The 13,094-nt window shown below is 62.2% G+C and carries 10 protein-coding genes; 8 read left to right on the forward strand and 2 right to left on the reverse strand.

The genetic code is table 11. The features are described 5' to 3' along the window. Positions 1-19 precede the first annotated feature (19 nt). On the reverse strand, positions 20-1,288 hold the full coding sequence (locus NHH73_03695) for an efflux RND transporter periplasmic adaptor subunit (protein USX27414.1): 1,269 nt from the start codon (positions 1,286-1,288) through the stop codon (positions 20-22). Positions 1,289-1,579: 291 nt separating this feature from the next. Here NHH73_03695 and NHH73_03700 point away from each other — a divergent pair, with 291 nt between their 5' ends. The 4 genes from NHH73_03700 to NHH73_03715 all read left to right on the forward strand — a co-directional run bounded on the left by NHH73_03700 (position 1,580) and on the right by NHH73_03715 (position 6,373). Further along, a complete protein-coding gene (locus NHH73_03700) occupies positions 1,580-3,055 on the forward strand; it encodes a DNA mismatch repair protein MutS (GenBank protein ID USX27415.1) in 1,476 nt (491 codons plus the stop codon). A gap of 97 nt (positions 3,056-3,152) precedes the next feature. After that, entirely contained in the window at positions 3,153-4,760 is a 1,608-nt protein-coding gene (locus tag NHH73_03705; GenBank protein USX27416.1) for a methyl-accepting chemotaxis protein, read from the forward strand. A 92-nt stretch (positions 4,761-4,852) separates the two neighbouring features. Then, positions 4,853-5,386, forward strand: coding sequence for a GbsR/MarR family transcriptional regulator (locus tag NHH73_03710; GenBank protein ID USX27417.1), 534 nt, complete (start codon positions 4,853-4,855; stop codon positions 5,384-5,386). Positions 5,387-5,416: 30 nt separating this feature from the next. Next, positions 5,417-6,373 carry a TIGR01777 family oxidoreductase gene (locus NHH73_03715; GenBank protein USX27418.1) on the forward strand — a complete coding sequence of 319 codons (957 nt, stop codon included), beginning with the start codon at positions 5,417-5,419 and terminating at the stop codon, positions 6,371-6,373. Between the two features lie 99 nt (positions 6,374-6,472). Here NHH73_03715 and NHH73_03720 read toward each other — a convergent pair whose 3' ends face one another. After that, on the reverse strand, positions 6,473-8,188 hold the full coding sequence (locus tag NHH73_03720) for a phosphoethanolamine transferase (protein ID USX27419.1): 1,716 nt from the start codon (positions 8,186-8,188) through the stop codon (positions 6,473-6,475). A 291-nt stretch (positions 8,189-8,479) separates the two neighbouring features. On the opposite strand from NHH73_03720, the gene rpsL reads away from it, so the two are divergent. From rpsL to tuf, 4 genes are all read left to right on the forward strand, one after another. Further along, a complete protein-coding gene (gene rpsL, locus NHH73_03725; GenBank protein USX27420.1) occupies positions 8,480-8,863 on the forward strand; it encodes a 30S ribosomal protein S12 in 384 nt (127 codons plus the stop codon). Positions 8,864-9,020: 157 nt separating this feature from the next. Then, entirely contained in the window at positions 9,021-9,491 is a 471-nt protein-coding gene (gene rpsG, locus NHH73_03730) for a 30S ribosomal protein S7 (GenBank protein ID USX27421.1), read from the forward strand. 108 nt (positions 9,492-9,599) lie between these two features. Next, a complete protein-coding gene (fusA, locus tag NHH73_03735; GenBank protein ID USX27422.1) occupies positions 9,600-11,705 on the forward strand; it encodes an elongation factor G in 2,106 nt (701 codons plus the stop codon). A gap of 72 nt (positions 11,706-11,777) precedes the next feature. Further along, on the forward strand, positions 11,778-12,968 hold the full coding sequence (gene tuf, locus NHH73_03740) for an elongation factor Tu (protein USX27423.1): 1,191 nt from the start codon (positions 11,778-11,780) through the stop codon (positions 12,966-12,968). Positions 12,969-13,094: the final 126 nt, after the last annotated feature.

Genomic DNA, 13,094 nt, shown 5'->3' on the forward strand with positions numbered 1-13,094 from the left:
GATGATCCTTCGAGTGGGGTTAGTTGTTGATCGAGACGCGGGCGGCGTTCTCGAACGTTTCGCTGCCGGCGATGACGATCTTATCGCCTTGTTTCAGGCCATCGAGGATCTCCACTGCGGAGACGCTGGTGGCGCCCATCTTGATCGGGGTGCGGATGGCGATGCCGTCGCGGACCACATAGGCGAAGCGGCCGCCCTCGGATTCGACGAAGGGCCCGCGCTGCACCATCAGCGTGTTGGGTTTTTCGTCGATCAGCAGGCGCGCGGTGATGCGCTGGTTCTGGCGCAGGCCGGCCGGCTGGGCGCCGTTGAAGCGCACCCGCGCCAGCACCTGGTTCTTGACCACCTCCGGCGATAGCGCCGACAGCTTGCCGCTGGCCGTGCCGGTGCCGACGTTGATCTCGGCGCTCATGCCCAGGCCGATGTCGGCGACGTAGGTCTCGGGCACCTCCAGCTCGACCTCCAGCTTGGATAAATCGACCAGGGTCATGAGGGGGGTGTTGAGCGGCACCACGCTGCGGTTGGCCACCGACAGCGTGCCGATGAAACCGTCGACCGGCGCGCGCACCGTCAATTCGTCGACGCGGCGCTGCGCGTTCGACAGCACCATGCGCTGTTGCTCGAGCTGTTTGACTTTCGACGTCAATTCCAGCGCCACGTTGTCGCTTTCCAGTTCGGCCGCCTGGCCCGCGTGGCGGGCGCGGATCTGGGCCGAGTTCAACGCGTCCTTGGCCTTCTGGTAGTCGATCTTGGCGACGATGCCGTCGTTGGCCACCGCGTCGTAGCGCTCCAGCGTGCGCTGGGCGGACAGGCGGTCGATTTCGGCGGTGTCGGCGTCGCGCCGGGCCAGCAGCTTTTGTTTGCGGGCCAGGATCTTCTGGCGCTCGACGTCGGCCTCGATCTGCGCATAGGCCGATTGTTCGCGTTTGAGCGCGTCCGACAGGTCGGGCGATTCGAGCACCGCCAGCACGTCGCCTTTTTTGACGGTGTCGCCGGCGGCCGCTTTCAAGGTGACGGTGGCGGCGGACGTCGAGTACAAGGTGGGGCTGATGGCGGCGACGATGCGGCCGTTGACGGCGGCGTCGCGGATCAGGGTGCCGCGCGTGACTTCGGCGATGCGCAGGCGCGAGATGTTGACCGAGTGGTCGCTCCCGCCCCAGGTGTGGAACAGGTAGTAGCCCGCCGCCAGCACGGCGAGCGAGGCGGCGGCGATGACGAGGCGGCGCTTGGCCGTTTGGCCCTTGGGGGCGGCGATGACGGCGTCTTGGCTGGAGGTGTCGCGGATCATGGTGGTCGTCGAGAAAAAGATATGGAGCTCTTTGCAGGATTCGTGCCACTTCGTAAGTGCTTGAATTTACTGGGGAGTGGCTGGTCTGTCCGCTGTCCGGGTGTCCGGTTTTTGTCCGCGCGGTTGTCCATTGCCGCGTCCGCGTCACTTGATAACTTGCTAATTGGCACGATATGGGCCGCTGTCACCACTTGAATCCTTTTCCAATGACGTTGATCGACAGGCTTACCCGGTTTCTACTTCCCGCCATGCCGGCGGACGATATCGCCGACTTTCCCTATGTCGCCAGCGATGTGTCGCTTTACCAGCGCACGCTGGACGGGGACGGCGGCGCGATCGACGCGCAGACTTGGGACGATATGCTGCTGCCCCAATACAGCGCGCAACTGGCGCGCGGCACCAGCATCCTCGCAGGAGCTGCACCGCCGTCTGCACGCGCCGGACGATGGCGGCGCGCAGCTGGCGGGGTCCGCCGACCGGGTGCGGACGCTGGCGGCGGACGGCGCACAGCGGGCGTGCCTGCTGACGGCTTGCGAGGGCCTGCGCCGCGCCGACCGTGAAGTCAGCGAGACCTTGTTCGGCGCGGCGCTGGCGCCAACGCCGCGCTGGGCGCCGTATCTGCCATGGCTGCCGGTGGCGTTTCTGCTGTCGGCGGCGTTGGCGCTGTCCAGCGGCTTTCTGCCGTTGTGGGGCGTGAGCCTGGGACTGTGGTTGTCGCTGTCGCTGGTGCAGATACGTTTCAGCGAGGCGGCGTCGGAATGGGGGCGCATCCTCAAGACGCTGCAGCAGATGCTGCGCGCGCACACACTGCTGTCCAAAGTCGATGGCGAGTTGACGGCGGACCTGCGCGACGACGCCGCCCGCGCCGGCAAGGTCAATCGCGGTATCGGCCGTTCGCCGATCGCCCACATCCCCGGCGTGAGCGATTACGCCGACTGGCTCTGGCTGATGAACATCCGCCACTACTTCAAGAGCCGCGACGTGGTGCGCGCCAACCTCGATCTGCTGCGCGCGAGCTTCCAGCGGGTCGCGGCGCTGGAGGCCGACCTGGCGCTGGCGCGGCATCTGGCGCAGACGCCACGCTATTGCTGGGCCGAGCGCGGGGCTGGCGTGGCGCTGGAAAACGCCGTCCATCCGCTGCTGGCCGAGCCGGCGCCGCTGTCGTTTGCGCTGGAACGGCAGGGCGCCTTCATCTCCGGCCAGAACGGCATCGGCAAGAGCACCTTGCTGCGCACCGTCGGCTTGAATCTGATCGTGGCCCGCGCCTTCGGCTTCGCCTACGCCGACGCCGCCGTCACACCGTCGCTGCCGGTCTACTCCAGCATGCAGAACGAGGACGCCCTAGAAGGCGGCGAGAGCCTGTATATCGCCGAGTTGCGCCGCGCGCGAGAGCTGCTGGCGCTGGCCGATCGGGCGCCGGCGATCTTCATCATCGACGAGATTTTTAGGGGCACGAACCATCTGGAATCGATATCGGCCGCCGCCGCCGTGCTGCATACCTTGTCGGCGTCGGGCCGGGTGATCGTCTCGTCGCACAACCTGGTGCTGGCGCCGTTGCTGGGCGAGGCGTTGGCGCCGTGGTGCGTCGGCCGCCTGGACGGGCAACTGCGGCTAACGCCGGGAGTGTTGAAAGAAACCAACGGTATTGCCCTGCTGGCCGCGCGCGGCTTCGACGCGGCGATCTCGGCCAAGGCCAACCGGGTCCACGATTGGCTCAGCGATTACATGTCGCATCCGGCCGACTGCGAGGCGGTGCTGGGCGAGTAAAACGCTTTTTTCATCGCTTGAATGTCAATTTCTTGGTATATTCAGGATTCACACTATTGCCAATAGGCAATGGTAATTCGTTGAATGCGGGGAAATGATGAACAATGTGACTGTGCGGGCGAGTTTGATGGGTGTGCTGCTGCTGTTTGCGGGCATGCTGGTGGTCGGGGCGGGGCTGGGGATCTATGCGTTGAAGCAGTCCAACGCGGCGATCGCGACGGTCCACCAGATCGGCTCGCAAGTCATCGTCATCAACGACGCCTACAAGGATACGACGCGCACCCGCTCGGCCCTGACGCGCGGCTACACCACCGTCAAGCAGGGCGGCAGCAAGGAAGACCGCGACTCCGCGCTGGCCAGCGCTCAAAAGTCCTACCAGCGCACCTTGGACTTCATCGACAAATATGAAAAAGCGCCCGCCTACCCTGGCCAGGACGCGCAGTTGAAAGCCGGCCTGATCGAGGCAGGCCGCGCCCAGTCCCGCGTGCTCGAGCGCGCCGCCGCCGCGCTGGCCAAGGACGACACCGACGCTTATACCACCATCAACACCAAGGAGCTGACGCCGACCGGCGCTGCCTTCTCGGCCCAGCTGGAGAAGTACCAAAAGCTCAGCGACGAGCAAATCAACGAGCTGATGGACGCCGGCGCGCACGAATACAAATTGGTCATGTGGCTGGTCGCGCTCGGCCTGGCTGCCGCGCTGGCGCTGGTGGTCGGCGTGCACCTGCTGCTCAAATCCATCGTGCTGCGGCCGCTCGAGCGCGCCGTGGCGCTGCTCGACCAGGTCGCGCACGGCGATCTGACCGCCCACATCAACGAATCCGGCGACAACGAGATCCAGCGCCTGCTGGCGGCGATCCGCCGCATGCAGCAGGATCTGCTGTCGACCGTGTCGCGGGTGCGGCGCGGCGCCGAGCTGATCGACACCGGCTCGCAGGAGCTGGCCGCCGGCAATATGGAATTGTCGTCGCGCACCGAGACCCAGGCCAGCTCGCTGGAGGAGACCGCCGCGTCGATCGAGGAACTGACCAGCACCGTCAAGCAGAACTCGGAAAACGCCCAGCACGCGCGCGCCCTGGTGGAGGACGCCTCCAGCACGGCCGCGCAGGGCGGCGAGGTGATGCACCAGGTGGTGACGACCATGAACGACATCAACGAATCGTCGCGCAAGATCGTCGATATCACCGGCGTGATCGACGGCATCGCCTTCCAGACCAACATCCTGGCGCTTAACGCGGCCGTCGAGGCGGCCCGCGCGGGCGAACAGGGACGCGGCTTCGCCGTGGTGGCCAGTGAGGTGCGCAACCTGGCGCAGCGTTCGGCCGCCGCCGCCAAGGAAATCAAGCTGCTGATCGACAAGTCGGTGTCGAACATCGAGCTGGGCACCGAGCTGGTCGAGCGCGCCGGCACGACGATGAACACCTTGGTCGGCAACGTCCACCAGGTGACGCAGATCGTCGGCGAGATCGCCATCGCCAGCCGCGAGCAGAGCGAAGGCATCGACCAGGTCAACCAGGCGATCGCGCAGATGGACCAGGTCACGCAGCAAAACGCCGCGCTGGTGGAGGAGGCGGCGGCGGCCACGCAGTCGCTGCAGGACCAGGCCGGCGAGCTGGCGCGGACGGTCAGCATCTTCAAGATCGACGCCGGTGGCGCATCGCATGGCGCCGTGGGCGCGGCCGGGCGGCGGCTGGCGCTGGCCTGACCCGGGTTTGTCGCGGCATCTGCCGATATCACCTTGACATCGGGCGCGGGGAATTCTATTATTTCTGTAACGACAGAAATGAAGGAATTTCCATGATCCTCGCGCCGACCATCCAGAAATACGTCCTGCACTGGGGCGAGATGGGCACGCGCTGGGGCGTCAACCGCACGGTGGCGCAAATCCACGCGCTGCTGTTCCTGTCCAACCAGCCGCTGCCGGCCGAGGAGATCGCCGAGACGCTGACCGTGGCGCGCTCGAACGTCAGCAACAGCCTTAAAGAGCTGCAAAGCTGGGGGCTGGTGCGCATCACCCACATCGCCGGCGACCGGCGCGACCACTTCGTCGCGCTGCAAGACGTGTGGGAAATTTTCCGCGTCATCGTCGAAGAGCGTAAAAAGCGCGAGATCGATCCGACCCTGACGGTGCTGCGCGAATGCGCGCTCGAGGCCGAGCACGACCCGGCGCTGGAACCGGCCACCAAGGTCAAGATGGATCAGGTGCTGGAGTTCCTCGAAATGCTCACCGCCAGCTACGGCGACTACAAACACCTGCCACCGGCCACCATGCAGCGCTTCCTGAAGATGGGCGGCAAGGTCGCGCGCCTGTTGGGCGGCGACGAGCGCTGACACTCCCACCACCAGCCACAAGGCCATCCCATGACCACCCGCTCCACAGAAGACAGCGTCGACCGGGCCGCGCGCTTCGGCGACGTTCCGCGCAATTTCCTGGTGACCGGCGCGACCGGCTTCATCGGGCAACGGCTGGTGAAGGCATTGCTGGCCGACGGCCACCGCGTCACCGTCCTCAGCCGCGACCCCCGGCGCGCCGCCGCGCTGTTCGACGGACGCGTGGACAGCGTCGCAGCCATGGACGAGCTGCCGCCGTCGCGCGTGGTTGACGTGGTCATCAACCTGGCCGGGGCGCGCATCCTCGGCTGGCGCTGGACGGCGGCGCGGCGGGCGGCCTTGCGCGCCAGCCGCGTCGGCCTCACGCGCAAACTGGTCGACTGGATCGCCGCCGCCGGGCACAAGCCGGCCATGTTGTTGTCGGCGTCGGCGATCGGTTACTACGGCATCCAGAAGCGCGGCGACGACACGGTGCTGACCGAAAAGGATGGTCCGCAGCCGATGTTCATGTCCGATCTGTGCCGCGAGTGGGAGCAGGCCGCGCAGGGAGCGGAGGCGCACGGCGTGCGCGTGGCCCGCATGCGTTTCGGGCTGGTGCTGGGGACGCAGGGCGCGCTGCCGATGATGCTGCTGCCGATCAAGCTGGGGCTGGGTGGTCCGCTGGGCGGCGGCACGCAGTGGCTATCCTGGATCCACGTCGACGACCTGATCGGCGGCATCGCCCACCTGTGCCGTCGCGGCGAAGGCGGCGCCTACAACTTCACCGCGCCGGAAGTGGTGAGCCAGGCGCAATTCAGCCGCACGGCGGCGTCCGTGCTGAAGCGTCCGTACGGAGTGCCGACGCCGGGCTGGCCGATGCGGCTGGCGCTGGGCGAGCAGGCCGACCTGCTGCTCGAAGGCCAGCGCGTCTTCCCCGAGCGGCTGACGGAAGAGGGCTTCGTGTTCCGCCACCCAAGCCTGGACGGCGCGCTGCGTAGCCTCAACTAACGTCGGGGTCAAGTCTGTCATTCAGACACGGGCTTGACCGTATCGACGATAAAGGCTGACCTCGTGTCCGAATGTCAGACTTGACCCCGATCGACTTTCTCATTTTTCCTGCTTGAGCGGCTTGCCCTTGTCCATCACTTCGCGGCAGTCGCCTTTGAAGGTGGCGTGGTCGTAGTCGCTCCAGCCATAGCTGTCGACGTAGCGTTTGTGTGGCTTGAAGCGCTTGTTGATGAAGCTCCATTCCAGCCGCTCGTCGTCGTATTGAATGTCGCCCAGGTCGAGCAGTGTGTGGAAGATGTTTTCCGTCGCCAGCCTGGCCTTGCGGTGGCGTAGCAGTTGCCTGACCTTGTCGGGATAGCGTTCCCTGTATTCATCCGAATACCATATCAGCGCCGGGACGTGGAATTCGTGCTGCGTGTTGTGGCCGTGGAAGGCGAGGTTGCAGCTGCCGTCATATAAAGTCTGGCCGTGGTCGGCGACGTACATCATCGACGTCAGCTGCGCCGTGTCCTTGAGCTGGCCGATCACTTGCGCCAGGAACCAGTCCGTGTACAGGATCGAGTTGTCGTAGCTGTTGTTCATCTCCGGCTTGATCTTGATGTCGGTGTGCACCGGCTTGTCGACGCCGTACAGCGACGGCTGCCATTTGTCGAAATCCTTGGGGTAGCGCTGGCTGTAGTTCCAGTGGCTGCCCAGGGTGTGCAGCACGATCAGCTTTTTCGGCGCCGGGTCGGCGATCGCGTGCCGCAGCGGTTCGAGCAGGATCTGGTCGAGGTTGGACCGGCTTTTGTAGCCGCCCAGGTTCATGAACTGGATCACGTCCGCTTCCTTGGCGAACACCGATACCGGCGTGTCGAACTCGCCGAACGAGATCTGGTTCGACAGCCACCAGGTCTTGAAGCCGGCTTCCTTGTAGGCGGTCAGGAAGGATTTCTCCGAGAAGCCTTCCTTGAGGCTTTGCATGGCGGGCTTGCGCGAGATGATGACCGGGATCGATAGCCGCGTCGCCGACACCGCCGTGATGACGTCGCTCAGCGCCACCAAATTCGGTTCCTGGCGCAGCAGCGGCGTGGTGTCGCGCGCGTAGCCGTTGACGCCCCAGCGGTCGTAGCGCGACGATTCGCCCAGCACCATGATGACGATTTCCGGCCGCTCGTTGGCCTGCGGCTGGTGCGCCTGGAAGCGGAAGGCGCTGCTGCGCTCGCCAAGACGCGCCAGGTAGAGTCGCTCCTTATAAAAGTCCAGCCCGCGCGCCGGCAGCCCCAGCGGCCACGACGAGGCGAAGTCGTTCAAGCTCAGCGGCGAGCGTCCGTTGGCCGCCAGCCCGCCCAGCACCACTAATATAAAGAGCGCGATCCAGCGGCTGCGGCCGCGCCAGGCCAGCGCCGGACTGCGGCCGGCGGCCAGCAGGATCGCCAGCCACCAGCCCAGCACGCCGAGCAGGACCAGCCCCATCAGCCAGATCTTGTTGCCGAGGAATTCCATCGCTTCCTTGGGACTGCTCTCGGCGATGATGCCCAGGTGATGGGTGGAGATGCCCTGGCCGTAGTACATGAACAGATACATTTCCGTCGGCAGCGCCAGCAGCGCCGGCAGCAGCAGCCAGTGGAACCAGGCGGGACGCTGGAACACGGCCCACACCGCCACCCAGGCCAGCAGTTCGGCGGCAAGGATGCAGCCGAGGTCCGGCACTTGTCGGCCCAGCAACAGCGGTACGCACGGCACCAGCGACAACAACAGGTAGCTGGCGAGCACGAACAGCGGAGCGGGGCGAAGCAGCTGGGTCGGGGACGGTACGGTGAAGAGGCGGCGCATTCCAGGGGCAAGATGTGTTAATGTTTGCCATTATCAGCCGTTTTCTTGCTTCCAGGCCAGTTTTTAGGGGCCTGTCATGTCGCATGTTGCCGCGAAAAAGTTTGACTGGTCATCCGATCACGTCTATACTCGCGAGTTCTCTATTTAGTCTGCGCATCGTATACGCTGTTTCAGGCCGCTCCCCGCGAGTGGCTATTCGCGCCTCCGCTGCACATTAGATCGGGACTAGGTTTTAGTCCCCGGACATGTTGTCCGGGTGTTCAACGTTGTTATTTAGTTGGGTTTAGAACGATGCCAACCATCAATCAACTGATTCGCAATCCACGTGTCGCTCTGACCGTGAAAAGCAAATCGCCGGCGCTGGAAAACAGCCCGCAAAAGCGTGGTGTTTGCACCCGTGTGTACACCACCACTCCTAAGAAGCCTAACTCGGCTTTGCGTAAAGTCGCCAAAGTGCGTCTGACCAACGGTTTCGAAGTCATTTCGTACATCGGCGGTGAAGGCCACAACTTGCAAGAGCACAGCGTTGTCCTGCTGCGCGGCGGCCGCGTAAAAGATTTGCCGGGTGTGCGTTACCACATGGTTCGCGGTGCACTGGATACCCAGGGCGTCAAAGACCGTAAGCAAGCCCGCTCGAAATACGGTACCAAGCGCGCTAAGGCTGGTAAGAAGTAATCTGCATTAAAAATACAAAAGTTTTCGCTCGGTGGCAGCTAGCTTAGTGAATGTAATCGACCGCAACTGGTCGAGTAAGTGGATGGCTATGATGGCCCTCCGCGAGAGTGCGAATCCCATATCTGCGCACCTCAACTGAAGATTGAAAGGAATTGATATGCCACGTCGTCGTGAAGTACCCAAGCGCGAAATTCTGCCGGATCCAAAATTCGGCAACACGGATGTCGCCAAATTCGTGAACGTTCTGATGCTGTCCGGTAAAAAATCGGTCGCAGAAAACATCATCTACGGTGCCTTCGAGCACATCGCTTCGAAATCCGGCAAAGATCCGCTGGAAGTGTTCGCTACCGCGATCAACAACGCCAAGCCACTGGTTGAAGTCAAATCCCGTCGCGTCGGTGGTGCAAACTACCAGGTGCCGGTCGAAGTACGCCCAGTGCGCCGTATGGCCCTGTCGATGCGTTGGTTGCGCGAAGCCGCGAACAAGCGCAGCGAAAAATCCATGCCACAACGCCTCGGCGGTGAGCTGATGGAAGCGGCCGAAGGCCGTGGCGGTGCGATGAAGCGTCGCGATGAAGTGCACCGCATGGCTGAAGCGAACAAGGCGTTCTCGCACTTCCGCTTCTAATAAAATCGGCCAGATTTTTCTGGCTGTTATCTGTTGTTCGAGGCCGGGCTCATTTTTTATCCAAAAAATGGTGCTCGGTTTTGTCCATTCAAAGATTTAGGAATAACTATGGCCCGCAAGACCCCCATCGAGCGCTACCGCAATATCGGTATCTCCGCTCACATCGATGCAGGTAAGACCACCACCACCGAACGCGTCCTGTTCTACACGGGCGTGAACCACAAGATCGGTGAAGTTCACGATGGCGCCGCCACCATGGACTGGATGGAGCAGGAACAAGAGCGCGGCATCACCATTACGTCCGCTGCGACCACCTGCTTCTGGAAAGGGATGGCTAACAACTTCCCTGAGCACCACATCAACATCATCGACACGCCGGGCCACGTCGACTTCACCATTGAAGTCGAACGCTCGATGCGCGTGCTCGACGGCGCTTGCATGGTTTACTGCGCAGTGGGCGGTGTTCAGCCACAGTCGGAAACCGTATGGCGTCAGGCTAACAAGTACAAAGTGCCACGTCTGGCCTTCGTCAACAAGATGGACCGTACCGGCGCCAACTTCTTCAAGGTCTACGAGCAGATGCGCGCTCGCCTGAAGGCGAACCCGGTCCTGATCCAGATCCCGATCGGCGCCGAAGAAAACTTCAAAGGCGTTATCGATCTGGTCAAGATGAAAGCCATCCTGTGGGACGAAGCGTCCCAGGGCATGAAGTTCGACTACGTCGAGATCCCGGAAGAGCTGGCAGCATCGGCCGCCGAGTGGCGCGAGAAGATGGTTGAAGTCGCCGCCGAAGCGACCGAAGAACTGATGAACAAGTACCTGGAAGAGGGCGACCTGTCCGAAGCCGAGATCAAGAAAGCGCTGCGCGATCGCACCATCGCTTCGGAAATCGTGCCGATGATGTGCGGTACCGCTTTCAAGAACAAGGGCGTGCAAGCCATGCTGGACGCGGTCATCGAGTACCTGCCGTCGCCACTGGACATCGAAGACGTCGGCGGTACCGACGAGGACGAACAGCCGACCACCCGCAAGCCGTCCGACGAAGAGAAGTTCTCGGCGCTGGCGTTCAAGATCATGACCGACCCGTTCGTCGGCCAGCTGGCCTTCTTCCGCGTGTACTCGGGCGCCGTCAATTCGGGCGACACCGTTTACAACTCGGTCAAGGGTCGTAAAGAGCGTCTGGGTCGTATTCTGCAGATGCACGCGAACCAGCGCGAAGAGATCAAAGAAGTGCGCGCCGGCGACATCGCCGCCGCCGTTGGCCTGAAAGACGTGACCACGGGCGAAACCCTGTGCGATCCGACCTCGATCATCGTGCTGGAGCGCATGGTCTTCCCTGAGCCGGTGATTCAGCAGGCCGTGGAACCAAAGACCAAGGCCGACCAGGAAAAAATGGGTCTGGCACTGAACCGCCTGGCACAGGAAGATCCGTCGTTCCGCGTCAAGACCGACGAAGAGTCGGGCCAGACCATCATCGGTGGTATGGGCGAGCTGCACCTGGAAATTATCGTCGACCGCATGAAGCGCGAATTCGGCGTGGAAGCGACCGTCGGCAAGCCACAGGTTGCGTACCGCGAAACGATCCGCAAGACCTGCGAAGAATCCGAAGGCAAGTTCGTCAAGCAGTCGGGTGGTCGTGGTCAATACGGTCACGTGGTTCTGAAGATCGAACCGCAAGAACCAGGTAAGGGTTTCGAATTCGTTGACGCCATCAAAGGCGGCACGGTTCCACGCGAATACATCCCAGCAGTTGAAAAGGGTGTGCGCGGTACCCTGAACACCGGTGTTCTGGCCGGCTACCCAGTGGTCGACGTCAAGGTCACGCTGTTCTTCGGTTCGTACCACGATGTGGACTCGAACGAAAACGCGTTCCAGATGGCCGCTTCGATGGCGTTCAAGGAAGGCTGCCGCAAGGCGTCGCCGGTTATTCTGGAGCCGATGATGGCTGTGGAAGTGGAAACGCCGGAAGACTACGCCGGTACCGTGATGGGCGACCTGTCGTCCCGCCGCGGTATGGTGCAGGGCATGGACGAGATCCCAGGCGGCGGTGGCAAGATCATCAAAGCTGAAGTGCCGCTGTCCGAAATGTTCGGTTACTCGACCACGCTGCGTTCCGCAACGCAAGGTCGTGCTACCTACACGATGGAATTCAAGCACTACTCGGAAGCGCCTAAGCACGTTATCGACGCGATCGTCACTGCTAAAGCTAAGTAATTTTCGTATTTTTGCGCCTCGGGGAGATCCTCCGGGGCGCATATTTAAAACATTGTTCTAAGGAAGAATAAAATGGCAAAAGGTAAATTCGAACGGACCAAGCCGCACGTCAACGTCGGCACCATCGGCCACGTCGACCACGGCAAGACCACCCTGACCGCTGCGATCGCAACCGTTCTGTCGAAGAAATTCGGCGGCGAAGCTAAAGCATACGACCAGATCGATGCGGCTCCGGAAGAAAAAGCACGCGGCATCACCATCAACACCGCGCACGTCGAGTACGAAACCGCTGCCCGTCACTACGCGCACGTTGACTGCCCAGGCCACGCCGACTACATCAAAAACATGATCACCGGCGCGGCACAGATGGACGGCGCGATCCTGGTGTGCTCCGCAGCTGACGGCCCAATGCCACAGACCCGCGAGCACATCCTGCTGGCCCGCCAGGTTGGCGTTCCATACATCATCGTGTTCCTGAACAAGTGCGACCTGGTCGACGACGCGGAACTGCTGGAACTGGTCGAAATGGAAGTTCGCGAGTTGTTGTCGAAGTACGAATTCCCAGGCGACGACGTACCGATCATCAAAGGTTCGGCCCGTATGGCGCTGGAAGGCAAAGAAGGCGAAATGGGCGTTGACGCGATCATGCGTCTGGCCGACGCACTGGACAGCTACATCCCTACGCCAGAGCGCGCAGTCGATGGCGCCTTCCTGATGCCAGTGGAAGACGTGTTCTCGATCTCGGGTCGCGGTACCGTTGTGACCGGTCGTATCGAGCGCGGCATCATCAAAGTCGGCGAAGAGATCGAAATCGTTGGTATCACCGACACCGTCAAGACCACTTGCACCGGCGTGGAAATGTTCCGCAAGCTGCTGGACCAGGGTCAAGCCGGCGACAACGTCGGTCTGCTGCTGCGCGGCACCAAGCGTGAAGACGTACAGCGTGGTCAGGTTCTGGCCAAGCCGGGTTCGATCAAGCCGCACAACCACTTCACCGGCGAGATCTATGTCCTGTCGAAAGATGAAGGCGGCCGTCACACCCCGTTCTTCAACAACTATCGTCCACAGTTCTACTTCCGTACGACTGACGTGACCGGTTCGATCGAACTGCCAGCGGACAAAGAAATGGTTATGCCAGGCGACAACGTGTCGATCACCGTCAAGCTGATCAACCCGATCGCGATGGAAGAAGGCCTGCGTTTCGCAATCCGTGAAGGCGGTCGTACCGTCGGCGCCGGTGTTGTTGCTAAAATCATCGCCTAATTAATTTTGCGTGATTGAAACAGGGTCGGCATGGTGTGATACCATGTCGACCCTTACGCGTTACAACTCGTTCTTTTAAATATTGCTGGCGCTACATAGTTGCCAGTTCGCTCTTTTCAAGGAAAA

This window comes from Oxalobacteraceae bacterium OTU3CINTB1, assembly GCA_024123955.1.
Taxonomy (GTDB): Bacteria; Pseudomonadota; Gammaproteobacteria; order Burkholderiales; family Burkholderiaceae_D; genus Rugamonas.